The following is a 22,630-nucleotide window of genomic DNA, read 5'->3' as shown; positions in this document are numbered from 1 at the left end:
AACCCCATGACAGCCAAAAGGATATCATGGGGCATTATGGGCTGCGGCAATATGGCGCAGTCCTTTTGTCGTGACCTGATCCTCTCTGATCACGCCGTCATCGCTGCCGCCTGCTCCCGGCAAATGTCCTCCGCCTGCGCGCTCGCTGACCAGTTCGATATTGCTGTCGTCACCGACGATTTTGAGACGATGCTCTCTGCACCGGACATAGACATCATCTATATTGCCACGCCTCATACAGAACATCACAGTCAAAGCTTGCAAGCGCTTCGTGCTGGAAAACATGTGCTTTGCGAAAAGCCAATGGCGCTCAATCAACGACAGGCCCGGGAGGTAATCAGCCTTGCACGGGAAAAGCGGCTGTTTTTCATGGAAGCCCTGTGGACGCGGTTTTTCCCTGCCCTGAAGAAAGTCAGAACACTGATTAATCAAGGGGCCATCGGCGCACCGCGGCTGCTGACGGCCGACTTCGGTTATGCCATGGCCTTTGATCCCACGAGCCGGGTATTTAATCCCGATCTTGCCGGCGGCGCGCTTCTTGATGTCGGTATTTATCCCCTCGCCCTGAGCCGTTTTCTCTTTGGCGCCCCCCTCTCCCTGACGGGAGAAGCTCATATCGGTCCCAGCGGCATAGACGAGACCAACAGTCTGCACCTGCGCCATGAAAAGGACGTTCTCTCCCGGCTCGCCAGCGCCGTTACGGTGGAAACCCCGCAGGAAGCCGTCATCATGGGCGAACTCGGGCGCATCACGATAGCGCGGGAATGGTGGCGACCCGACAGGTTTCGCCTGACACAAAATGATGGCGCCGAAGAAGAATTTTCCTTTCCCTTAAAAGGTCAGGGCTATCTTTATGAAATTGAAGCAGTTGAAAAATGCCTTCAAACAAATATCACCGAATGTCCGGACATGCCCCATGCGGAAAGCCTCGGCCTGCTGCAAAACATGGATCAGTTGCGCCAACAGTGGAAGCTATACTATCCGGGGGATTCTTAGCTGCTAAGTCATTAACCCGACAACATGATATGAAATGCCCATCAAGGAAACGTGAATTTTCAATCTTTTTCCGGCCAAAAGGCTTGCTCTCCTGACACGAATCCATTAAATTCATTTTGCCTTATATAATAATTCATATAACTAATGTGTGTAACAGGTATTTTAACAGTATTTTTTACATTTGACTGGGGATGGTCATAAAGGCATTTGCCGCTTCTTCTTCTGGCAGAAAGAGGAAGCGGTTTTTTATTTACCCGTCATTTTAGACTAAAAAAAGCCGCCCTGAATATTCAGGAGCGGCTTTATAATCTAGTATGAATGCTGATTTTATCCGTCGATAATTTCCCAGTCATAGGTCAGCTTGGCCGCTTTCGCCAAGGTCAGCGATGCCGAGCAATATTTCTCCATCGACAGATTGACTGCCCGCTCGACCGCACCTTCTTTCAGGTTTTTGCCGCTGATCTCGAAATGCATGTGAATGTCTGTATAGACCTTCGGCATTTCCGACGCCCGAGTACCAGACACCTTGCAGACACAATCGGTGAGTTCACTGCGGCCCTTTTCAAGGATCATCACCACGTCGATAGAGGCGCAGCCCCCGGCCCCCAGCAATAACAGGTCCATCGGGCTATGTCCCAGACCGAGGCCACCGCCATTGGGCCCCGCATCCATGGTCACGGTATTGCCGCTACTGGCGACCCCGATAAAGGTCATCTTGCCCGCCCATTTGACGGTTACTGTCTTGTCGGTCATGCTTGTTTTTCCTTCAGTTGGGCCTGAGCCGCCGCCAAACGGGCGATCGGCACCCGGTAAGGCGAACAGGACACATAGTCAAGACCGATGCGATGGCAGAATTCTACCGAAGCCGGATCACCGCCATGTTCGCCGCATATACCGAGTTTCAGATCAGCGCGAGTGGCGCGTCCCCGCTCCGCCGCGATTTTAACCAGCTCACCCACCCCGTCCTGATCAATGGAGACAAAGGGATCCTGCTCGAAAATACCGGCCTGAATATAATCATCGAGGAAGTTGGCGCTGTCGTCACGACTGATGCCGTAGGTGGTCTGGGTCAGGTCATTGGTGCCAAAGCTGAAGAATTCCGCCTCATGGGCGATCTCCCCGGCCTGAAGCGCCGCCCGTGGCAGCTCTATCATGGTGCCGACCATATAGTCGAGGCTCGCGCCACTGGCGGCGATGATCTCGTCGGCAATGGCCGATACTTTGGTTTTCAGGATTTCGAGTTCTTTCCGGCTGCCGACCAACGGAATCATGATTTCCGGCACGATGGCGTCACCACCGTCCCGGGAGACTTCCAGCGCCGCCTCAATAATCGCCCGCGCCTGCATCTCATAAATTTCCGGATAGGATATGCCGAGACGACAGCCGCGATGGCCAAGCATCGGGTTGAATTCATGCAATGTTTCAGCGCGCATTTTCAACTGCTCCACCGGCGCATCCATGGCGGCGGCGACAGAGGCAAAATCCTCGGCCTTTTGCGGCAGGAATTCATGTAGCGGCGGGTCAAGAAGACGCACCGTCACCGGCAAGCCGCGCATGATGGTAAAGAGATCAACAAAATCCTGTTTCTGTACCGGCAGGAGTTTGGCCAGCGCCAGTTCACGCCCCGCCTTGTCTTCCGACAGGATCATCTGGCGCACATTAATAATCCGGTCCGCATCAAAGAACATATGTTCCGTACGGCACAGGCCAATGCCTTCCGCGCCGAATTCACGGGCGGTGCGGGCGTCCAGCGGCGTTTCCGCGTTGGTGCGCACCTTCAGACGACGGATTTTGTCGGCCCAGCCCATCAGTTTGGAGAAATCGCCGCTCAATTCCGGCTGCACGGTTTCCACTTCGCCGAACATCACTTCACCAGAGGAACCATCCAAGGTGAGAATATCATGATTCTGGATCACGCGGCCCATCACCTTGATGGTTTTGCTGTCCATATCGATATGCAGCGCGCCGGCGCCCGAGACGCAAGGCCGCCCCATGCCGCGGGCGACCACGGCGGCGTGTGACGTCATGCCGCCACGGCTGGTGAGAATACCTTCCGCCGCATGCATGCCATGAATATCTTCCGGGCTGGTTTCCTGCCGCACCAGAATGACTTTCTTGCCATTCTTGGCCAGTTCTTCGGCCTCATCCGCCGTAAATACGGCAATACCGCAGGCCGCCCCCGGTGACGCCGGCAAGCCAATGGTCAGGATATCCTTGACCGCATCAGGATCAAGGGTCGGATGCAGCAGCTGGTCGAGCGCCGCCGGTTCCACCCGCAAAATAGCTTCTTCTTCCGTGATGATTTTGTCTTCGGCCATATCGACGGCAATTTTCAGCGCCGCCTTGGCGGTGCGCTTGCCGGACCGGGTCTGCAATATCCACAGCTTGCCTTTTTGCACGGTAAACTCGATATCCTGCATGTCGCGATAATGGGCTTCGAGCTTGACGAAAACATCCGCCAGTTCGCCGTAGACGTCCGGCATCGCTTCTTCCATGGACGGCATGTCGGAACCGGCTTTCAGCCGCGACGCCTTGGTCAGATTCTGCGGCGTACGGATGCCCGCCACCACATCTTCACCCTGCGCATTGATGAGATATTCGCCATAATAGGTATTCTCGCCGGTGGCCGGGTCGCGGGTGAAGGTCACGCCAGTGGCGCTGGTGTCGCCCATATTGCCAAAAACCATCGACTGGACATTCACCGCCGTGCCCCAGTCGCCGGGGATATTGTGAATGCGGCGATAGGTTTTCGCCCGGTCGATCATCCAGGAGCCAAAGACCGCATTGACCGCGCCCCAGAGCTGTTCATGCACATCCTGCGGGAAAGGCTTGCCAAGCACGTCTTCGGTCTTCTGTTTGAAGGCCTGAGCCAGTTCTTTCCAATCCTCTGCGGAAAGTTCCGTATCAAGGACATAACCGTTTTCTTCTTTGTGAATTTCGAGCAACTCTTCAAAGTTATAATGATCAACGCCCAGAACCACATCGGAATACATCTGAATGAAACGTCGGTAGCTGTCATAAGCGAAGCGGGGATCGCCGCTCTGTTTGGCCAGGCCTTCGACTGTAATATCATTGAGACCAAGGTTAAGCACCGTATCCATCATGCCGGGCATGGACACCCGGGCGCCGGACCGCACCGACACCAGCAGCGGGTTTTCCGCGTCACCGAACGTGGCGCCAACGGTTTTTTCCACCTGGGTCAAGGCCGCCGTCACCTGATCCTTCAGATCAGTGGGATAGGTATCCTGATGGGCGTAATAATAGGTGCAGACTTCGGTGGTAATGGTAAATCCGGGCGGCACCGGCAGACCGATATTTGACATTTCGGCAAGGTTAGCGCCCTTGCCGCCGAGGAGGTTCTTCATGCTGGCATCGCCCTCTGCTTTGCCATCACCAAACGTATAAACCCAGTTCGTCATTATGTGTGTCCTGTTACATTAGTCCTGTTATGGTTCAAAAGGTGCTTACTCGATCACCCTTCAATTTCGGAGAAATTCGCCACACCATTCATTATGGTCCGAATGTGTGTCAGCAATTTCAGTCGATTATCCCGAACATCCTTATCGTCACTGTTGACCGTGACGTCTTCAAAAAACTGGTCGATCGGCGCGCGTAATGTCGCCAGATGTGTCATCGCCAGATCATATTTTTCCTGGGCCAGGGCCTCCGCCACCGGTGCGCTGATGGCCATCAGGCTGTCATAGAGCGCCTTTTCCGCGGGCTCTACAAGTAGGTCAGCCTTCACGGCCCCGCCGTAAGTGACGCCGTCTTTCTTCTCTTCCGCTTTAAGAATATTGGCCGCACGTTTAAATCCGGCGAGCAGGTTCGCCCCATCATCTGTTGAGAGGAAACTTTGCAGAGCCTCCACCCGCGCGAGCAGGCGCACCAGATCATCTTCGCCGCCGAGCGAGAAAACCGCCGTGATCAGATCATGCCGCACGCCCTGCTCTTTCAGATGAACTTTCAGACGGTCTTCGAAGAAATTCATCAATAGAGCTGGCACTTCCTCACGCGGATTCTCAAATTCAACATAGTCAACAGCTTGAACATTTTGCCATTGTTTAGAATTCTCTATCAGGCCCAATAAATTTAAGCGCAGCTTATTTTCAACGATCAAGCGGATAATTCCCAAGGCCGCTCGACGCAAAGCAAAGGGATCTTTTGAGCCTGTCGGCATTTCGTTGACCAAGAAAAACCCAATTAAACTATCAAGCTTTTCCGCAAGCGCCACCGACACCGAAACCGGATCAGAAGGACATTTGTCACTCGGGCCTTTCGGGGAATAATGCTCGGCAATGGCATTGGCCACGGCGGAAGGTTCCCCCTGTTTCTCGGCGTAATATTTCCCCATCAGGCCTTGCAGGTCGGCGAATTCACCGACCATACCGGACACCAGATCAGCCTTACACAGCTCTGCCGCGCGTTTTGCCTGTGCGACATCGGCACCAATTTTCTCGGCGATATGCCCAGACAATGCGACAAGGCGCGTTACCCGTTCGCCCACTGTTCCCAGCTTGGCATGGAAAACAATGTCATTAAGCTTTGGCAGATTATCTTCCAGCCGATGCTTCAGGTCCTGATCCCAGAAAAATTTGGTATCGGCGAGACGGGCGCGCAAAACCCGTTGATTGCCGTCAATGATTTTCGCGCCGTGATCTTCGGCCTTCATATTGGAGACAAAGATAAATTTATTGGCGAGTGTACCGTCCGCATCCACGACGGAGAAATATTTCTGATGGCTTTTCATGGCGCTGGTCAGGGCTTCCTGCGGCACGTCGAGAAAATCTTTATCAAACTCGCCCATCAGCACCACGGGATATTCCGCAAGCCCCACCACTTCATTGAGCAGACCTTCGTCTTCCAGCAGGGTTAGCCCGGCCTCAGCCGCGAGTTTCGCCGCCTGTTCCGCGATCAGCGCCTTGCGATCCGCCGGATCGAGAATGACATAGGTCGCCTCAAGCTTGGCTTTATAATCGGCAAAGTCCGTGACTTCAAAGGCGTCCGGGGCCAGGAAACGATGGCCGCGGGTTATATTACCGGAGGAGAGGCCATCGCCGAGATCAAAGGAAACCACATCGCCGTCCATCAGGCAGAGAATGCTGTGCAAGGGCCGCACCCAGCGCAAGGATTTCGCGCCCCAGCGCTGCGACTTCGGCCAGGGGAACGTGCGGATCAAGTCCGGCAGGAATTCCGCCAGTACCTCCGCCGTCTTGCGGCCCTTCTTCTCAATCACGGCATAGAGGAAGGTGCCCTTCTTCTCTTCGCGGATTTCCACCTGATCCCGGCTGACGCCGGCGCCTTTGAGGAAGCCGTCAATGGCTTTTTCCGGCGCATCGGCCCGGGGACCGCGACGTTCTTCGGAAATATCCGGTTGCTCGCCGTCAAGACCGGCAATATGCAGGGTCAGGCGACGGGCGGTGACATAGGCCTCGGCTCTCTCAAACTTGAGGCCCGCCTCTTTCAGCTTATCGCTCACCAGCCGTTTCAGGTCGCTGGCGGCTTTCGCCTGCATTCGGGCCGGGATTTCTTCGGAGAAGAGTTCTAATAAAAACGCACTCATCAGACGGCCTCCCCCTGAGATTTAAGATAGGCTTCGCAGCATTTCTTGGCCAGCGCCCGCACCCGGCCGATATAGGCCTGACGCTCGGTGACGCTGATCACACCGCGCGCATCCAGCAGGTTAAACGCATGCGACGCCTTGATACATTGATCATAGGCCGGCAGGGGATAGTATTTCCCGTCCGCCTCGCCACGTGCCAGGATCAGGGCGCATTCCGCCTCCGCATCCTTGAAATGCTGAAACAGGCGATCCGTATCGGCAATCTCGAAATTATAAGCGGAAAATTCTTTTTCATTCTGTAGGAAGACATCGCCGTAAGTGACGCCTTCGCCGTTCCAGTCGAGATCGTAAACATTGTCGACACCCTGAATATACATGGCCAGTCGCTCCAACCCGTAGGTCAGTTCACCCATCACCGGGCGACAGTCAAAGCCGCCGACCTGCTGAAAGTAAGTGAACTGGCTGACTTCCATGCCGTCACACCAGACTTCCCAGCCCAGTCCCCAGGCGCCCAGGGTCGGGCTTTCCCAATCATCCTCAACGAAACGGATGTCATGCTCCAGCGCATTGATGCCCAAGACCTCAAGGCTTTTCAGATAAAGTTCCTGAATATTGTCCGGGGACGGTTTGAGGACGGCCTGAAATTGATAATAATGCTGCAAACGGTTGGGGTTTTCGCCGTAACGGCCATCGGTGGGCCTGCGACAGGGCTGGACATAGGCCGCTTTCCAGGGCTTTGCCCCCAGAGAGCGCAAGGTGGTTGCCGCCTGAAAGGTCCCGGCGCCCATTTCCACATCATAGGGCTGCAGGATTACACAGCCCTGATCGGCCCAGAATTTCTGGAGTTTAAGGATCAGCGTCTGGAACGCCTTTTCCTTGCGAGGTGCTTCCGTCCCTGCCGACATTTTTTCCATCACGTTTTGTACATCTTTCCTTGACCGATACCCGGTTCCGCAGAACCTGTGATTTACCGCTGGAAATTACTCATCGCGCCCCCCTCCGTCAAGGAATGAATCGGCAATTGAACAAATAGCCTGCGCAATAAATCCATATGACTTGAGATAAGAGCGTAAAATCTATAAAATTTCATGAATCCGGGCGACCCTTAGTCTATCCATAGAATAAACGGGACGTGTTGTCGGGAGCAAGATATCAGATCATCCCTCTCCCGTTGTACAAGCTTTTTGTTTAGTCAATTTTTAAGGCATTTACCCTATATTTGAAAAAGATAACATCCTGTGTAGCATTAATAGTAAAAAAATAATGAATATGATAAAGACAAAAATTCAGAAAATTAAATATGTATATTATATATGCAACAAACGGGCGCAACAGGGACAACTATGTCACGACAACCCGATCACGAAAGTCAAATTGAAGGCATTGCCCTGCCTTTTTGGCGCGAGGCAAAAGAGCTGGGGATAAAAACCTCACTATTTTACCCAATACTCGTTTTGCAGGACTGGACATTGCCATTATACCAAATAGATCTGTCATGGTGGAAGTTAACATTCAACCCGACGTCGATGGCTTGTGTTACCTCAAAATCCCTGTAGCCAGGATTTTCAACAGCTTACACATACGACAGGAACAGCCTCTAGGTTTTGTGGAAAGTTCCTTAATCATCACAACACATGCCAATAATATTGATCTCTTGACTCTGACAACCTCACCGCGTGTAATAGACATATAAGTAGCTTGAAATAAGCGGAGAAAACACATTCTCAGTATTACTCAAGATAAAAAAGCTTACTCAGTAATATTACCCTTTCCAAAACGGCAAACATATTATTCAACGAGTATAAAAGCTATGCTTACTAAAATAATACACAAAACCAGTCATGCCTACAAATTATGCCATTCGCGCGCGAAAGAAGGCCACTTATCAACATTTCGGCAAATCTGCGAGATAACCTACCTGCAGGCAACCCAGGGTATTGGTTATTGGCATTACCACAGTGCCAGAATGTGGCACAAAGATAGCAAATGGCGGGATAAACTAAACATGCTGGGGTCACGCCAGTTCGTCAAAAGAATATTCCAGCTCAATCAATGGAAATACCACGGCGTTTCTCAATATAAACCCTTTGAAAAAGCATACTTCAAATTATTTAACATCCCAACGGCGCGACATCTTGGTACTTTTAATCAGGACTGGGGTGTGACAGAAGACGGAAAGCCTTTAAAATCCAAGCTAGACCTTAAAGAACTGCTGCAAAAACATATTGGGGAAAAGGTATGTTTTAAAATGGTGGTTGGGCACGGGGGGCAAGGCTTCAAGGCTTTTGAAATTATGGAAAACGGGACAGAACTGATGGCTCACCACCTTTCCACTCAACAGGATTACAGCCTGCCAGAACTCGTAAATCTGTTACAGGATGAAAACCCCGCCGGATGGGTCATAGAAGACTATATTCAGCAACATCCTGGTATGGCAGAGTTTAACCCCACCAGCCTCAATACCATCAGAATGTTTGTCTATGAAAATAACCAGGGTGAATGCGTTTCCCTGGGTTCCTATCTGCGCATCGGGGCGGAAGGATCGCTCATTGATAGTCTCGAAGGTGGAGGATTTGGTGTTGAAGTCGACCATCGCACCGGAGAATTAATCAAGGATTGCATCTTCTGTATTTCCGATGATCACCCGCTTATGTTTCCCGACAAAGACACCGCCACCATAAAAGGGAATAGGATACCCTTTTGGAAAGAAGCCGAAGAAATGGGGCTGAAGGCTCTACGCTGTTATCCCAACACGCGTTTTCTCGGGCTGGATATCAGCATCACAGAAGAGGGGCCCGTCATGATTGAAATGAACATACTGCCTTCCTATCTTGGACTGGTATGGTTACGCCTTAAAACCAAAATATTACTATTCCAATAATTCAGGATTGTTGTGCTAGAAACAGGCCCCCTAATATTGGCGGCTAAATAGTATTTTGAAGTACCCCTGTTAAATGCTACACTTCCTGTATCAATAGTACGCTTTCTAGAGTTGCCAGCGATTTATGAAACCGGCAAATCATAAGGGGAAAGGAAATGGCAGAAACATCGCCAACTGTTGATGTCACTGGGATTACACTCGAACACTGTAAAGATTATCAGGAAATATCCGCCTGTGTTGATGGCGACAAAATATGGTTCCGTTTCCCGTTATTTCTAGAAATCGAACCCCGTGCGGAACTTTTCCTGGTCCCGGCAATGTTGGAAAGCATGGTCCGCGGCGTCCCGGTACACATTAAGGATGACATCGAAATTTCAGACCAATTGGCCCATATGTATAGGGAAATACAGGCCGTTCTGAAATCCTGGAATGATGACTTTCTCATCGCCCCGCTACAGGCTAAAACCCGTAAAAATTTTCCCGTGACGGATAATATCATATGTTGTTTCTCCGGCGGGATCGACAGCACCTACACCTTTGGACATTTCAGGGACGATATTACCCACTTGCTCCTCGTAAAAGCCTTTGAGAATTGGGATAAAGAAAACAGCTGGGAAAAGAACATGGCTGACCGGAAGGCTTTTGCCCTGTCCCAAAACAAGAAAATCATCACAGTGGATACCAATATCCGCGCCTACTGCGATGCAAGAAAATTCGAATTCTCCCTCGTGCACGGCAGCCTGCTGTCAGTAATCGGCATCACCTTGAACCCAAAAGTGATGCTGATCCCCTCATCCTATTCCTATACCACTTTGCATCCTCACGGCTCACACCCGCTGTTAGACCCCCTATGGGCAACGGAAAACACCCATATCATCCATCATGGATGTGCCGCATCACGTTGTGAGAAAACAGAATATATTGCAGAAGACCAGATCTTGCTTGACCAGCTTCAGGTATGCTGGAAATCATCATACAATAACTGTGGAGAATGCCCGAAATGCTTGCGCACATCCCTCGCCCTTAAAATCATGGGCAAGAAATGCGCCCGCCTTCCTGAACCGACGGGAGCCGATCCGTATAAGCAGCTCGCTCTCAATGATGCCCAGGGCCTATATTTTCTGGAAGAACTCGTCGAGCTCTGCAAGGCGAATGACAACACCGATATCCGGTCACATCTTGAACGCATCATCAGAACATTCAAAATCAAAGTTTTCTTCCATAATATCGCCAAATTCATTTTGGGAAGTCCAGGCCGAAAACTATCGCGCCTTTTCAGAAAAAATGCATGGTATACCGCACGTGCCAGCACACTATCAAATCGGGTCGACTAACCTGATCTCATATCAATCTTGATTATGGCGCCGCGAATTCGGTTCAGCCTATTCCCGGTTACAAACCGTAGCGGCTCCAGACAGACCGGGTCTCCAGGGTGGCGAGTATTTCGTCGCTGATGCGGCTTTTATCCCCCCCCATACCGAGTAATCCTTTGATAAATCCTTTTTCATCCTTGATGCGTTTAAATTTGGTTTTGTCGCCGAGTTTTTCCTTCATCACACCATGAATATCCCCAACCCCGTCAATCAGGCCAAGCTTCAAAGCTTCCTTCCCGGCCCAGAACTGTCCGGAGAACATAACCTTCTGCGTGCCTTTCAGGCGATCGCCGCGACTTTCCTTCACCAGATTTTTGAAGAATTCGTGAATATCTTTCTGCATCTCTTTCAACAACTTGACATCATTTTCCTTCTCCGGCTGGAAGGGATCAAGTACCGATTTATTATCGCCCGCGGCATAAACCCGACGTTCAACGCCAACTTTCTCAATCGCCTTGTGAAAACCGAACCCGGCGGAGATCACCCCGATGCTGCCGACAATAGAAGCTTCATGGGCATAAATTTCTTTCGCCGCCAATGAAATCAGATACCCGCCTGACGCCGCCACATCTTCAGCAAAAGCATAGACCGGAATGTCTTTTTCTTCTGACAGCCGTTGAATACGGCGCATGATCAGTTCGCTCTGTACCGGCGATCCGCCCGGAGAATTCACCGCCAGCGCCACGGCCTTGACATTGCCAACCTCAAATGCCTGTTTGATCTTGTCTTCAACCCCGGCGAGATTGAGCCCGGATGAAAACCGGGACCCGCTGCCGATCACGCCTTCCAGCGGCAGGATCGCCACCACCGGTGGCCGGTTTTGAAACATGGGCAGGGGAATTTGCGCGATCAGGTCTTTTATTTTATTCAGCATAAGAATTTGTCTCTAACTTGTTTATTATTTTGTATCATAATTCCGATCAAGATCGATTGCCGCGCTCTGGCGCAGTATCATTTCGGCTTCCGGGGTGAAACATCCCTCTGATGTATGCACCCTGAGCCCCGGTTTCAAGGTCAATATGCCCTTGCCACCTTTTCGAGCCTGAATGATCACCCGCCGGGCCTCCCGGTCTTCTGCCGACCATAAGGGGTAAATAACCACATCCCCGGCCTTGCCATGCAACGCCGCGATGATATCATCCATGCGATCCGCCCGATGCACCAACGTCAGCCTTCCCAACGGCTTTAGCATTCGCAGACACAGCCGCACCCACTCGTCAAGCGGGATGTGACTGTCCATATGGGCCATGGCCTTTGTCTCGAATGGCGAGGCCGTTGCACCGTTTTTCTTCAAATACGGAGGATTGCTGACCACCTGATCATAGGTATTGGGTTCGCATTCAACGGGCGGATGGGCAATGTCCCCCTTGAAATAACGGATTTGCTCACCGAAACCGTTGGCCAAAGCATTGCGGCGCGCCAGATCCAACAGCTCTTCCTGCAATTCAATACCGTGAAAAACATTGGATTGCAGGTCCGCTCCGCGGCGCGCCAAAAGGCAACTTAAGATACCCCCGGTACCAGCTCCCATATCCAGCAGACTTTCCTGCGGGGCGAGATTGAGGCTCGCCGCCAGAAAGACCGTATCTGTCGCAATGCGATAACCTTCTTCCGGCTGATACAATCTGATGGTCCCGCCAAGAAATTCATCCAGACTGACCCCCATGGAACCGCCCATAAGCTATCCTTCTTCCAGTCCTTTGACGAAATCGATATCACCTTTCAGGCCGTTTTCCCGAATCAACCGCAAGGCCTTCGGGATGTAATCCGGGTCGACCATCACCCGCTGACCTATCCCCATGATGCCGCCACCCAATAAACTGGCGTGGTGTCCCAAAATGACAAAAGGCACCTCTTCCGCATCAAAAAGCGCAGAAACCCGCGAAATAAGAACACTATTATCCGTAGCAAAAATTTCGATCACGTCATTTTGACCTTAAAAATCCCTATTATTGATCAAGTTACCTTGACCTTTATAACCACAGAAGACTATTTTGCCAGTCATTACAAGGATATTATCGACCCCAAGCGTCGGTAATCAAGCTTTTATCGAGAAGACAGGATTAGCGCGTGGGTGTCGTCATTTCATTGGAAGAAGAATTAGCCAAAGGCGAAAGCGCCCTGGCTCAGCTGCAAGCGCTGGTCGCCGACGATATGGCGAAGGTTAACCAGACCATCCTCTTGAAAATGCAGAGCCCCGTCGCCCTGATCCCCCAACTTGCCGGTCATCTGATCGCGTCCGGCGGCAAACGGCTACGGCCGATGCTGACGCTGGCCACCTCCAAGATGTGTGGGTATGAAGGCGATCGTCATGCGGAACTCGCCGCCTGCGTCGAATTTATTCATTCCGCGACCCTGCTTCATGATGATGTGGTGGATGAAAGCGATCTGCGCCGGGGGCTGGAAACCGCCAATGCCGTCTGGGGCAACAAGGCCAGCGTTCTGGTTGGTGATTTCCTGTTCAGCCGCTCCTTCGAGCTGATGGTCGCTGATGGCTCTCTGGAGGTTCTCGCGATCCTGTCCAATGCCTCCTCCGTCATTGCCGAAGGTGAAGTACTGCAGTTGACCACCGCCAATGACATGGACACCACCGAAGATTCCTACATGCAGGTGATTGTCGCCAAAACCGCCGCCCTGTTCGCCGCCTCCTGCGAGATCAGCGCCGTAATCACCAAAGGCTCGAAAACCGAACAGGCCGCGCTGAAAAGCTACGGCAAAAACCTCGGCATTGTATTTCAGCTGATTGATGATGTGCTGGATTTCTCAGCAGAACAGGAAAAGCTCGGCAAGTCTGTCGGGGATGATTTCCGCGAAGGCAAGGTCACCCTGCCGATTGTACTCGCCTCCCGCCGGGGCTCGGAAGAAGAACGCAGCTTCTGGCGCCGCACTATTGAGGATCTCGACCAAACCGACGCAGACCTGAAAACCGCAATTGATCTGATGAACAAGCACGGCGCGTTGAAGGACAGCATCGAGCGGGCCCGCCATTACGGCGCCATCGCCAAGGATGCGCTCGCCATCTTCCCTGATGACGACTACCGCAAGGCGCTCACCGGCATTGTCGATTTCTGCATCAACCGCGCCTACTAGACCCCGCCTTACTTTTTTGCCGCGCCCGCCTGATCGGATGTGAACCAGTCCTTCAACAAATTGATGGGAAACGGGAAGATGATGGTGTTCGATCGTTCGTTGGCGATATCCTGCAACGAAGTCAGATAACGGATCTGCATCGCCTCCTCCCGTTTATGGAGAATTTCGGCGGCCTCCAGTATTTTGGTCGCCGCCTGGGCTTCCCCGAGGGCCGAGATCACCTTGGCCCGACGCAGACGTTCGGCCTCGGCCTGTTTGGCGATGGCCCGGATCATGCTTTTGTCGAGATCCACATGCTTGATTTCCACATTGGCGACCTTAATGCCCCAGGCATCGGTCTGACTGTCAAGTAATTTCTGAAGATCCGCATTGAGCGCGTCGCGCTTGGCCAGCATGTCATCCAGTTCATGCTGCCCCAGCACCGAACGCAACGTCGTCTGGGCCAGCTGACTGATGGCGTAGCTGAAATTTTCCACCTCTATAATGGCGCGCTGCGCGTCCATCACCCGGTAATAGATCACCGCATTGACCATCACCGAGACATTATCCCGCGAGATCACATCCTGTTCCGGCACATCCATCACCACTGTGCGCAGATCGACGCGCACGATTTGCTGAATGATCGGGATCACGATGATCAGTCCCGGCCCCTTGACCTTCCAGAAACGGCCGAGCAGGAAAATCACCCCACGTTCATATTCGCGCAAAACCCGAAAGGCATAGAGTAGAAATGCGATAATAAAGATCAGCGGCAGATACCAGCCCGCCCCTTGGCCAAAGATGATTTCATTCATGAGTATTCTCCTTCTTTCGGCAGCCGTTCCACCGCCAGAATTAATCCGTCCCGCCCTGTGACACAGACTTTTGCACCCTTGGACAGTTTTTCCGCACCGGTTGCCATCCACACCTCCCCGTGAACCTGTACCCGGCCACGGCCATCTTTCCAGTCAATGACCTCACCCGCGGTACCGATCATGGCTTCGGCACCACTGACCGCCGGCCGCCGCCAGGCCCGCACCGCGAAACTGACAAACAGCAGGGCGAGGAAACTGCTGATTGCCGCCAAACCGCCGATCAGGTCGCGGGACACCTGAAACCCCGGCACCGGGGTGTCAAACAACATGATAGAGCCGATAACGAAGGTCGCCACGCCGCCCAGACCCAACACCCCGAAGGATGGGGCGAAGGCCTCCGCCGTAATCAGCGCCAGACCAAGCAGGAGCAGCGCCAGACCGGCGTAATTCACCGGCAGGACCTGCAACGCATAAAAAGCGACAATCAACGACGCCGCCCCGACAATGCCGGGCAGAATAAAACCGGGATTGGAAAATTCAAAAATCAGACCGTAAATACCGACCAGCAGCAAAATATAGGCAATATTGGGATCAGAAATCGCAGCAAGGAAATTATCACGCCAGCTCGGCACCGCACGCTCTACATCGGCGTCGGCCGTGTGTAAAACCCAGGGGACATTCCCCATCATCACCCTGCGCCCCTCCAGTTTCTCCAGCAGGTCACGCATCGAACTGGCGCGGACATCAATCATCTTCTGGGCCAGGGCCTCGGTATCGGAAATGCTCGCCGCCTCACGCACGAATTTCTCCGCCGCCTCCACCGGGCGGCCGCGCATTTTGGCGAGCCCGCGCATATAAGCCGCAGAATCCTGCAACATCTTGTCGCTCATATCCGGTTTGTGTTTTGCCCCCGACGCCCCGCTTTCCTTGTCCCCGCCCGTTGGCGCTCCCGGCAGTCCACCACCACCAATCGCCACCGGGGTCGCCGCGCCAATCGTTGTCCCGGGGGCCATCGCCGCCACAGGACAACTCATCAGGATATAGGTCCCGGCGCTGGCCGCCCGGGCTCCCTGCGGCGCCACGTAACAGATTACCGGCGTGCGGCTGTCAAGAATGGCCTGAACAATTTCCCGCATAGAGGTATCAAGCCCGCCTGGGGTGCTCAATGTCAGGACAACCGCCGCCACCGGACGTTCCTCCGCCCGTTCCAGGTTTTTCACCACATAAGACGACACCCCCGGCCCGATCGCCCCCTCAATAGCGATATGTATCACCCGGCCAGACCCTGCCGCAACCGTTCCCTGATCAGCAGGCGCAGAAACACCGCCCCACCAGAAGAAGCCAAAAATAATCACAGTGATAAAAAAACCAAACACGCCTTTCATGGACTTTGGACCTTTGACAATTCCCCACTCTTCTTCATCGGGACGATTACAGGCTCAATGCGCACCGGATACGGGGCCCCGTGACAGCTCTACAATAACACGTCCTCCAGCCCGGACTTTTGCGTACACTCAATAGACAGAGTTTAATCACTTCTCCGGGGAGGTATCATTCCGGGCAAGCGGAAAACCATATACGCGGAAAACATTTTGAGGATTTTCTAATAGAACCAAATACTGACTCTCGATCTTGTATGAGAGGGCCAGGAAGGTTGAAATCACCACTTGCCCACAGGAACATGAACAATTGCGATAACTTAATAATAGACTTTCTCTTAAAGGTAGAATAGCGTTACAGGTAAATTAAACGTCTTAGAGGAAGTATGGGGAAATGGTTGAACATAGATATGGCGGTGACTGGACCGAAATAAAAATAACCCTATTAAAATCATACATGACTGCATACACAAGAGCACTTAGTGGGAAAAATCACTTTGATTTGGTCTATATTGATGCGTTTGCCGGAACGGGCGAAAGAGTCGCCTCTGTGGAGGACCCCATGAACTTAACTCAAAATGGCAAAATAAAATATGATGGGTCGGTCAAAGTAGCCTTGAATATGATCCCTCAATTTCAAGAGCTATATTTTATAGAAAAAGACCAAGCAAAAATCGAAAACCTTCAAAAAATAAAACAAGAGAATCAAAACAGAAACATAACAATCTTAAAGGGTGATGCAAATTACCATGTAAAAAAAACTTGCCAGAACATAAAGTGGAATAGGAAAAGAGGTTTACTTTTTTTAGACCCATATGGGATGGAAGTAGAATTTGAAACTCTAAAAGCCATAGCCGCCACAAAAAGGATTGATGTCTGCTACTTATTCCCTTTAGCTGGTGTTTTTAGGCAAGCCGCTGGGAAGATATCAAATATTGAGCCATATAAGGAGGGCGTTCTCACTAAAGTATTGGGAACTAATGATTGGAAGAATCTTTACAAACCTTCAAGACAAACTTCACTATTCGATTCCGAAATTAGCTTAGAACGTGAGAGAGGTGCTGACGTTTTTGATAATATGATATATAGTAGGCTAAATGAAGTTTTTTCATATGTATCCTCTCCCGTAAAACTACCTAAAAAAGGTGTGCCGTTCTTTTCATTTTATTATGCTATTTCTAACCCAAGCCCTGCCGCTATTGCTCTTGCAAAACGGATCATCACACATATTGTCAAAAATTGCTAAACCGCCACTCTAACCTTTTCTGGATATTCATCCCACGTCCGGCCATGCAACTCTCGTCCTGTTTTCTTTTTATTGATACCACCCCATTGCTTGAAGAAGAATGCAGTTCCTGCCTCCTTACAAATATTCTGGATATACTCTACCCAAGAAATGTCCATTGGGCGAGCACCTGGCCCTGATTCTCCGCCGACGATTGCCCAATCTATTCCCGTTAAATTAGCCCCAACCACATTACCGATTAGCGGTTCAAAGGAGATAAATTTAACATGTGCAGGGGTGTCACGAAGCAAATCAATCCGGAAGTTGTAATCTGAGCTTTCAACACTGACACCTACCCAAACATTTTTGATAACGGGTAATTTTGATAAAACCTCCTGCATTCGTTTCGGTCGTTTAGTCAAAATTTGATATTCATGTTGTGGCGTTTTTGCCATAACATCCCAAACTTTTTTAATAAAATCGTCAGGGACAGCTTCATGAAACAAATCACTCATAGAATTGACAAACACACGCCTACTTTTCTTCCACTTGAACGGTTGAGAAAGGGCTCTATTGTCTAAGAATACCTCCCCAGTCCACTTATGTTTTCCTGCAGTTTTTCGGGTCAAGTTAGAGTATTTTTGAACCCCCATAGCCTCCAATCGTGCCGCCATCCTCATAGCATAACAATTAGTACAACCTGGAGATACGATGGCACAACCAGCGACCGGATTCCAAGTATTTTCTGTCCATTCGATTTTGCTAGAAGACATTAATTATCCTATTAGATGATTATCAGAAGCATAACACCTTTTATAATATCCGTCACGGGATATACACCAAAGAGTTATATCAAACTATTTTTCATCCCTCAGCTTCAAGCCACTTCTGGTAGGTCGGGAGAATTAATTTGTCGGGGGTTGTTTCCAGTGCGCGGGACAATTTAAACAGGGTTAGAGCACTTGGCTGTTTGTTCCCCGCTTCAAGCTTTTTCAAAAAGCTGATGCTGATGTCAGCATTGTGAGACAAAGCTTCCTGTGTCAAGCCATGCTCAACCCGCATCCGTCTCAATTCTGCACCTATTTCTTTCTTAATCATTCCCCTATGTAGTCGGGAATTCATTAAAATAAAAAGATACTATAGTATCCTAAAATTGGTTGCACTTTACATAACCCGTGTGTTATTATGAGTGTGCTGCCCTGTGGCAGTGGCGTTTCAAAGCGTCTACGAGTCGGCCCACTCCCGATTTTGAGTGGTTTTTTTATGGGCCTGTATTATACAGGACCGACAGAGAATGCCCGATCCAAGAGGCATGAGTAACTTTCTCCTGTCGGGGGTGGTGCTGGAATAGAATACTCATCTGAGAAATACAGCCCACACTGCTCGTAAGTGCTTTGAAGCCCCCGGCACCAGAGATTTGTTGTGTTGCGTCACCTTTGGTGTCCCCCAATAAAACAATTTGGAGGGCAGATTATGGACCAACTTAACCTTTACAACATCCTTAGCGTGGCCGAGGCCGCGCAGACCTTGCAGGACATCTATCCCGATCCTTTTTATGAAACATCACGGCGCAAATATTACGCCGCCGCCCACAATAACGTGGACAACACCCGTTTCTGGGAAGACGTCGAAGCCCTGCTGATCACCCTACGGGACCAACAGGACTTCACCCATGCCACCCCCTGCCCGTCGGACACGAGTTAAAAACGCGACGAGCTTAACGCCATATCGGCCCGGGACCAGGCCTTGTCAAACCGCGTCTTGATCACCGCCGCCAGATCGGCCTTACCCTGTGCCATCAACGCCTGATGCAGGCCAAACAGGGCATAGCCATTGTCGGGATTTTGCTGCAGGTCAGCCCAATAGACGACCTCTGCCTCCGCCGGTTTTCCCGCGTCCATCAGCACCGCGCCAAGGATATGGCGGGTGGGGAAATACCAGTTGGGCGGTTCGTTGTAATCAAGGCTTTCTTCCAGCCGCACGGCCCGATCCGCCTGACTGAGCGCCTTGGTATAATCGCCCGCCTTGCCGTGGATTTCGGCCTGCAACACCGCCTCGGCGATGGCGAACAGGGTGTCGTTGAAATAAAAGGCGCCGTTATAGGCCGTATCCTTCAGGGCGCGATTGTGCCAGGCGACGAGTTCCTTCAGTTCCGCCCTGGCTTTTGAAAGCTTGCCCTGATGCAAATAGGCGAGACCGCGACCATAATGCCAGATGCCGTTCAGGAAATATCCCTTGGTCACCGGCCTGGGCTCGGCCAGCATGTCCTCCCACTGTCCAAAGCGGATCATGACAAACATCGGCTGGGCAAGAAAGGTCTCGTTAAGCCCCCAATTGTTGAGCTTGGTAACGAACTTATCCGGATTGGCGACACTGCGGGCGGCATTGAGCGCATCTGAACTGCGGCCCAGAAACATAGCTGACCAGGCCAGGAAATGCATGTTGTGGGGGAAATACCGCAGGGGATACAGTCCCTGGGCCTGACACTGGGTGATATAGGACTGGTCGGCGAGGATCGCCTTGCTGTTGACCTCGTAGGAATCCTGATAGCGGCCGAGACGCATATAAATATGGCTCGGCATATGCACCAGATGCCCGGCCCCCGGCATTAACGGCCGCAGCAGGTCGGCGCTGCGTTCGGCCAGTTCCGGCCGGAAGGCTTCCACCAGATGAATGAGGTAATGATGGGCCCCGGCATGATCCGGCGCGCGGGCAGTGACGCGATCCAGGATCGCCAGAATCTCCGCCGTACGGCCCTTGGGGCTGCCGTCCGGATACCAGTAATTCCACGGATTGGTGTTCATCACCGCCGCCACATACAATGTCGCGATGTCATTGTCTTCTGGATATTGATCCATCAGCTGTTTCATGGCGGCGCTATAGGCATGATCCAGGGCCGCCCGGTCGGCGCTGGTTGGCCCGTATCGGGTGGCCAGCGCCGTAATATAACCGCGTTCTTTCGCCGATACCCTGGGGCTCAGTTTCACCGCCTGCTGGATCGCCTGATACGCCCGGGGCACCACGTTGTCCTGCATCGGCAGATTCAGGTTTGGCCCCAACACCAGCGCCCAGCCCCAATAGGCCATGGCGTTTTCCGGGTCAAGCCGGATGGCTTCCTTGAATGATCGCAGAGCTTCTGAATGGTTGAACCCGAGGAATAACCGCACCCCCTGATCAAAGAAATACTGGCTTTCCGGGTTACTGGTGGTCACCGGGATATGGTGATGCCCGAGCCCCGTCAACTTCGGCGCGATCGGGGCGGTCGCCGTCTTCGGGTCCGCCGCAAGAGCCCGCGGGTCATGCACCTGGGCCTGCGTGCTGCCGACCATAAAGATAACGGTCATGATACTCATCAATAATTTGAAGAACATCTTGCTTCTCCTGCTGTCGTTAATAATTCACACGCCTTTCCGGCGGGTGCTTTTTGATATGAGCAACGCTACTATGGCCGAGCCATTTCTCGGCAATGTCGGTGTATTGTTGCGGTCCTTGAAGGACCAGACTGCCATCCGCCACGGCGGTGGAGAAATCCTCCCAGCCCATCCAGACCTTGGTCAGTTTGCGTACAGAGACGACCAATTCCACATCCACCTTGAAAGACTCATCAATATGACAAAGATCCACGTGGCCTTTTTCGAACACCAGCCAGTAATCACTCTCATTTTCCGGTACGTCCGTCAGGCAGAAATGTACGATAAAAGGATCCGGCAGTTCATCAAAAGGTTTGGTGTTACGCCGAATATCCCACATCAAAACGTCGGTATCGAAATTCTTTAATGACGGTTCCACTTCCAGCCACTGCTGTCCCCATCCGGCAAGGCTCATCACCACCGGCCCCAGAGCCCGTCCGGACTCCGTCAATTCATAATGAGAAGAGGTGCTTTTCCGGCTTTTCTGCTTCGCGAGAATGCCAATCTCCACCAACTCCTTCAGACGGCTGGATAACAGGGTACGCGACATGCGTGGCACACCCCGCCCGATATCATTGAAGGAAGTCGACCCCAACAATAACTCCCGCAGCACCAGTAAAGTCCATCGATTACAAAGAAATTCGGACGACATGGCCAGCGGGCAATATTGCCCGTAGCTGATTTTTGGACCCATTTTCACTACCCCTGATGATATAATACGTTTTCTTATTGTAAGTATCATAACACGTATTCCCCCCTGCAAATAGTACAGAAGCTGTACTGGTCGGTCCAGTTCCCGGACTAGACGCTTTGTCGCCATAGGATTATTATGGGTTCAGTCATAGAAAATGGAGAAGACGATATGGCGTTCAAGGTCAAAACCACCCCAAACGGCGGTTTATAAGTCAAGTCCACAATTTACTCTTCTCCGTCAAAAATGGCGACTTGATATATCAACCTCACTGAAAAAATAAAGGCAATACCATGAGAAAACACACATTCCTTAGTCTGCTTACTCCGCTGATTGGACTTGGTCTCTGCGCAGCCGGATCAGCCAATGCATCGGAAACCACCGCCGACAAAATAGCCCGCGCCATGTCTGCAGCGCCGCCAACTGTATCCGCCCAGGCGACGATCATGGATGTGGACGGAACGGTCCTGCGGAAAGGCGACAACGGCTGGATATGCTTCCCCGGTGTTGGCCTGATCCCCGGCGACAAACACCCCATGTGCAACGATAAGGTCTGGATGGCCTGGATGGACGCGGCGAAGAACGGAACATCCTTCACCACCGATGTGATTGGCGTATCTTATATGTTGCAGGGGGATGCACTGGTCAACAATGACGATCCCACCGCGACAGACCCCAATGATGGCGGAATGTGGATACAGGAAGGCCCGCATCTGATGCTGCTGCTGCCAAAGGCCCTTCTTAAAGGCCTGCCGCGCACCCCAAAGGCCGCCGGGCCTTATGTCATGTGGGGAGATACGCCGCTGGAACATATCATGGTACCAATAGCGCCACCGATTGAATAGAACCCGTTAAAATCTTTAAATGACGTGCCACAGTTTCAAGTCATGGCGACGGTAAGTCGAGTTTAGTACATTTAAACACTGGACAGAACATATGAAGGAACTGAGATGAAGAAATTTATCATTGAACGGGATATTCCCGATGTCGGTCACTTTGAAGAACAACAGTTATGTGATGCCGCTGACAAATCAAACAGTGTCCTTGCGGAACTTGGTCCGGATATCCAATGGGTTGAAAGCTACGTTGCCGCAAACAAAACCTTTTGCGTTTATCTGGCCAAGGATAAGGACATTATAAAACGACACGCTGAACTTTCTGGTTTTCCGGCCAATCATATCACCGAAATAAAGCGAATGATTGACCCAACCACAGCGGGATAGATCCTGAC

22 protein-coding genes are annotated in these 22,630 nt (G+C 51.7%); 9 read left to right on the top strand and 13 right to left on the bottom strand.

The window, feature by feature from the left end:
* Positions 1 to 6: 6 nt before the first annotated feature.
* On the top strand, positions 7 to 996 hold the full coding sequence (locus tag FIV45_RS06100; protein ID WP_099471493.1) for a Gfo/Idh/MocA family protein: 990 nt from the start codon (positions 7 to 9) through the stop codon (positions 994 to 996).
* 327 nt (positions 997 to 1,323) lie between these two features.
* Here FIV45_RS06100 and FIV45_RS06095 read toward each other — a convergent pair whose 3' ends face one another.
* From FIV45_RS06095 to FIV45_RS06080, 4 genes are read right to left on the bottom strand one after another with little or no spacing between them, the layout of a single operon-like run.
* A complete protein-coding gene (locus tag FIV45_RS06095; RefSeq protein WP_099471492.1) occupies positions 1,324 to 1,749 on the bottom strand; it encodes an OsmC family protein in 426 nt (141 codons plus the stop codon).
* Entirely contained in the window at positions 1,746 to 4,415 is a 2,670-nt protein-coding gene (ppdK, locus tag FIV45_RS06090; RefSeq protein WP_099471491.1) for a pyruvate, phosphate dikinase, read from the bottom strand. Before ppdK ends, FIV45_RS06095 begins: the two co-directional genes overlap by 4 nt.
* A gap of 53 nt (positions 4,416 to 4,468) precedes the next feature.
* Positions 4,469 to 6,556 carry a glycine--tRNA ligase subunit beta gene (glyS, locus tag FIV45_RS06085; protein WP_099471490.1) on the bottom strand — a complete coding sequence of 696 codons (2,088 nt, stop codon included), beginning with the start codon at positions 6,554 to 6,556 and terminating at the stop codon, positions 4,469 to 4,471.
* Positions 6,556 to 7,470, bottom strand: coding sequence for a glycine--tRNA ligase subunit alpha (locus tag FIV45_RS06080; protein ID WP_235868134.1), 915 nt, complete (start codon positions 7,468 to 7,470; stop codon positions 6,556 to 6,558). Before FIV45_RS06080 ends, glyS begins: the two co-directional genes overlap by 1 nt.
* A 429-nt stretch (positions 7,471 to 7,899) precedes the next feature.
* On the opposite strand from FIV45_RS06080, the gene FIV45_RS06075 reads away from it, so the two are divergent.
* From FIV45_RS06075 to FIV45_RS06065, 3 genes are all read left to right on the top strand, one after another.
* A complete protein-coding gene (locus FIV45_RS06075) occupies positions 7,900 to 8,112 on the top strand; it encodes a hypothetical protein (RefSeq protein ID WP_133118527.1) in 213 nt (70 codons plus the stop codon).
* A 254-nt stretch (positions 8,113 to 8,366) separates the two neighbouring features.
* Positions 8,367 to 9,437 (top strand): sugar-transfer associated ATP-grasp domain-containing protein, encoded by a 1,071-nt coding sequence (locus FIV45_RS06070; RefSeq protein WP_099471489.1) that lies wholly within the window; start codon positions 8,367 to 8,369, stop codon positions 9,435 to 9,437.
* Between the two features lie 155 nt (positions 9,438 to 9,592).
* Positions 9,593 to 10,771 carry a hypothetical protein gene (locus tag FIV45_RS06065; protein ID WP_099471488.1) on the top strand — a complete coding sequence of 393 codons (1,179 nt, stop codon included), beginning with the start codon at positions 9,593 to 9,595 and terminating at the stop codon, positions 10,769 to 10,771.
* A gap of 58 nt (positions 10,772 to 10,829) precedes the next feature.
* Here FIV45_RS06065 and FIV45_RS06060 read toward each other — a convergent pair whose 3' ends face one another.
* The 3 genes from FIV45_RS06060 to FIV45_RS06050 are packed head-to-tail and all read right to left on the bottom strand — an operon-like array spanning position 10,830 to position 12,734.
* Complete coding sequence (locus FIV45_RS06060; protein ID WP_099471487.1) at positions 10,830 to 11,684, bottom strand: S49 family peptidase; 855 nt, start codon at positions 11,682 to 11,684, stop codon at positions 10,830 to 10,832.
* Between the two features lie 24 nt (positions 11,685 to 11,708).
* Positions 11,709 to 12,488: a tRNA1(Val) (adenine(37)-N6)-methyltransferase gene (locus tag FIV45_RS06055; protein WP_099471486.1), complete on the bottom strand. Its 780-nt coding sequence runs from the start codon at positions 12,486 to 12,488 to the stop codon at positions 11,709 to 11,711.
* A gap of 3 nt (positions 12,489 to 12,491) precedes the next feature.
* A complete protein-coding gene (locus FIV45_RS06050; protein WP_099471485.1) occupies positions 12,492 to 12,734 on the bottom strand; it encodes a putative signal transducing protein in 243 nt (80 codons plus the stop codon).
* A 146-nt stretch (positions 12,735 to 12,880) separates the two neighbouring features.
* Here FIV45_RS06050 and FIV45_RS06045 point away from each other — a divergent pair, with 146 nt between their 5' ends.
* The gene (locus FIV45_RS06045) at positions 12,881 to 13,900 is read left to right on the top strand and encodes a polyprenyl synthetase family protein (protein ID WP_165776917.1); all 1,020 of its coding nucleotides are present in this window, start codon (positions 12,881 to 12,883) and stop codon (positions 13,898 to 13,900) included.
* Between the two features lie 8 nt (positions 13,901 to 13,908).
* Here FIV45_RS06045 and FIV45_RS06040 read toward each other — a convergent pair whose 3' ends face one another.
* Together FIV45_RS06040 and FIV45_RS06035 are read right to left on the bottom strand one after the other, a co-directional pair.
* Positions 13,909 to 14,694, bottom strand: coding sequence for a slipin family protein (locus FIV45_RS06040; RefSeq protein ID WP_099471484.1), 786 nt, complete (start codon positions 14,692 to 14,694; stop codon positions 13,909 to 13,911).
* Positions 14,691 to 16,079, bottom strand: a complete 1,389-nt coding sequence (locus tag FIV45_RS06035; protein WP_099471483.1) for an NfeD family protein — start codon at positions 16,077 to 16,079, stop codon at positions 14,691 to 14,693. The genes FIV45_RS06040 and FIV45_RS06035 overlap by 4 nt, the downstream gene beginning before the upstream one ends.
* Positions 16,080 to 16,467: 388 nt before the next feature.
* Between FIV45_RS06035 and tcmP the strand changes: the two genes are divergently transcribed.
* Entirely contained in the window at positions 16,468 to 17,319 is an 852-nt protein-coding gene (gene tcmP, locus FIV45_RS06030) for a three-Cys-motif partner protein TcmP (protein WP_099471482.1), read from the top strand.
* Here the strand turns inward: tcmP and FIV45_RS06025 are convergent.
* On the bottom strand, positions 17,316 to 18,071 hold the full coding sequence (locus FIV45_RS06025) for a DUF5131 family protein (protein ID WP_099471481.1): 756 nt from the start codon (positions 18,069 to 18,071) through the stop codon (positions 17,316 to 17,318). The two genes, tcmP and FIV45_RS06025, sit on opposite strands and share 4 nt — an antisense overlap.
* A 91-nt stretch (positions 18,072 to 18,162) precedes the next feature.
* Positions 18,163 to 18,396, bottom strand: a complete 234-nt coding sequence (locus FIV45_RS06020; RefSeq protein ID WP_165776916.1) for a helix-turn-helix domain-containing protein — start codon at positions 18,394 to 18,396, stop codon at positions 18,163 to 18,165.
* A gap of 375 nt (positions 18,397 to 18,771) precedes the next feature.
* Between FIV45_RS06020 and FIV45_RS06015 the strand changes: the two genes are divergently transcribed.
* Complete coding sequence (locus tag FIV45_RS06015; RefSeq protein WP_099471479.1) at positions 18,772 to 19,002, top strand: hypothetical protein; 231 nt, start codon at positions 18,772 to 18,774, stop codon at positions 19,000 to 19,002.
* Here the strand turns inward: FIV45_RS06015 and FIV45_RS06010 are convergent.
* Positions 18,999 to 20,669: a tetratricopeptide repeat protein gene (locus FIV45_RS06010; RefSeq protein WP_099471478.1), complete on the bottom strand. Its 1,671-nt coding sequence runs from the start codon at positions 20,667 to 20,669 to the stop codon at positions 18,999 to 19,001. The two genes, FIV45_RS06015 and FIV45_RS06010, sit on opposite strands and share 4 nt — an antisense overlap.
* 19 nt (positions 20,670 to 20,688) lie before the next feature.
* Positions 20,689 to 21,402, bottom strand: coding sequence for a winged helix-turn-helix transcriptional regulator (locus FIV45_RS06005; RefSeq protein WP_204602049.1), 714 nt, complete (start codon positions 21,400 to 21,402; stop codon positions 20,689 to 20,691).
* A 290-nt stretch (positions 21,403 to 21,692) separates the two neighbouring features.
* On the opposite strand from FIV45_RS06005, the gene FIV45_RS06000 reads away from it, so the two are divergent.
* Together FIV45_RS06000 and FIV45_RS05995 are read left to right on the top strand one after the other, a co-directional pair.
* Positions 21,693 to 22,244, top strand: coding sequence for a hypothetical protein (locus tag FIV45_RS06000; protein ID WP_099471477.1), 552 nt, complete (start codon positions 21,693 to 21,695; stop codon positions 22,242 to 22,244).
* Positions 22,245 to 22,349: 105 nt separating this feature from the next.
* Positions 22,350 to 22,622, top strand: coding sequence for a DUF4242 domain-containing protein (locus FIV45_RS05995; RefSeq protein WP_099471476.1), 273 nt, complete (start codon positions 22,350 to 22,352; stop codon positions 22,620 to 22,622).
* Positions 22,623 to 22,630: the final 8 nt, after the last annotated feature.

This window comes from Paremcibacter congregatus, assembly GCF_006385135.1.
GTDB classification, from domain to species: domain Bacteria; phylum Pseudomonadota; class Alphaproteobacteria; order Sphingomonadales; family Emcibacteraceae; genus Paremcibacter; species Paremcibacter congregatus.
This window is presented reverse-complemented; position numbering and strand designations above follow the sequence as displayed.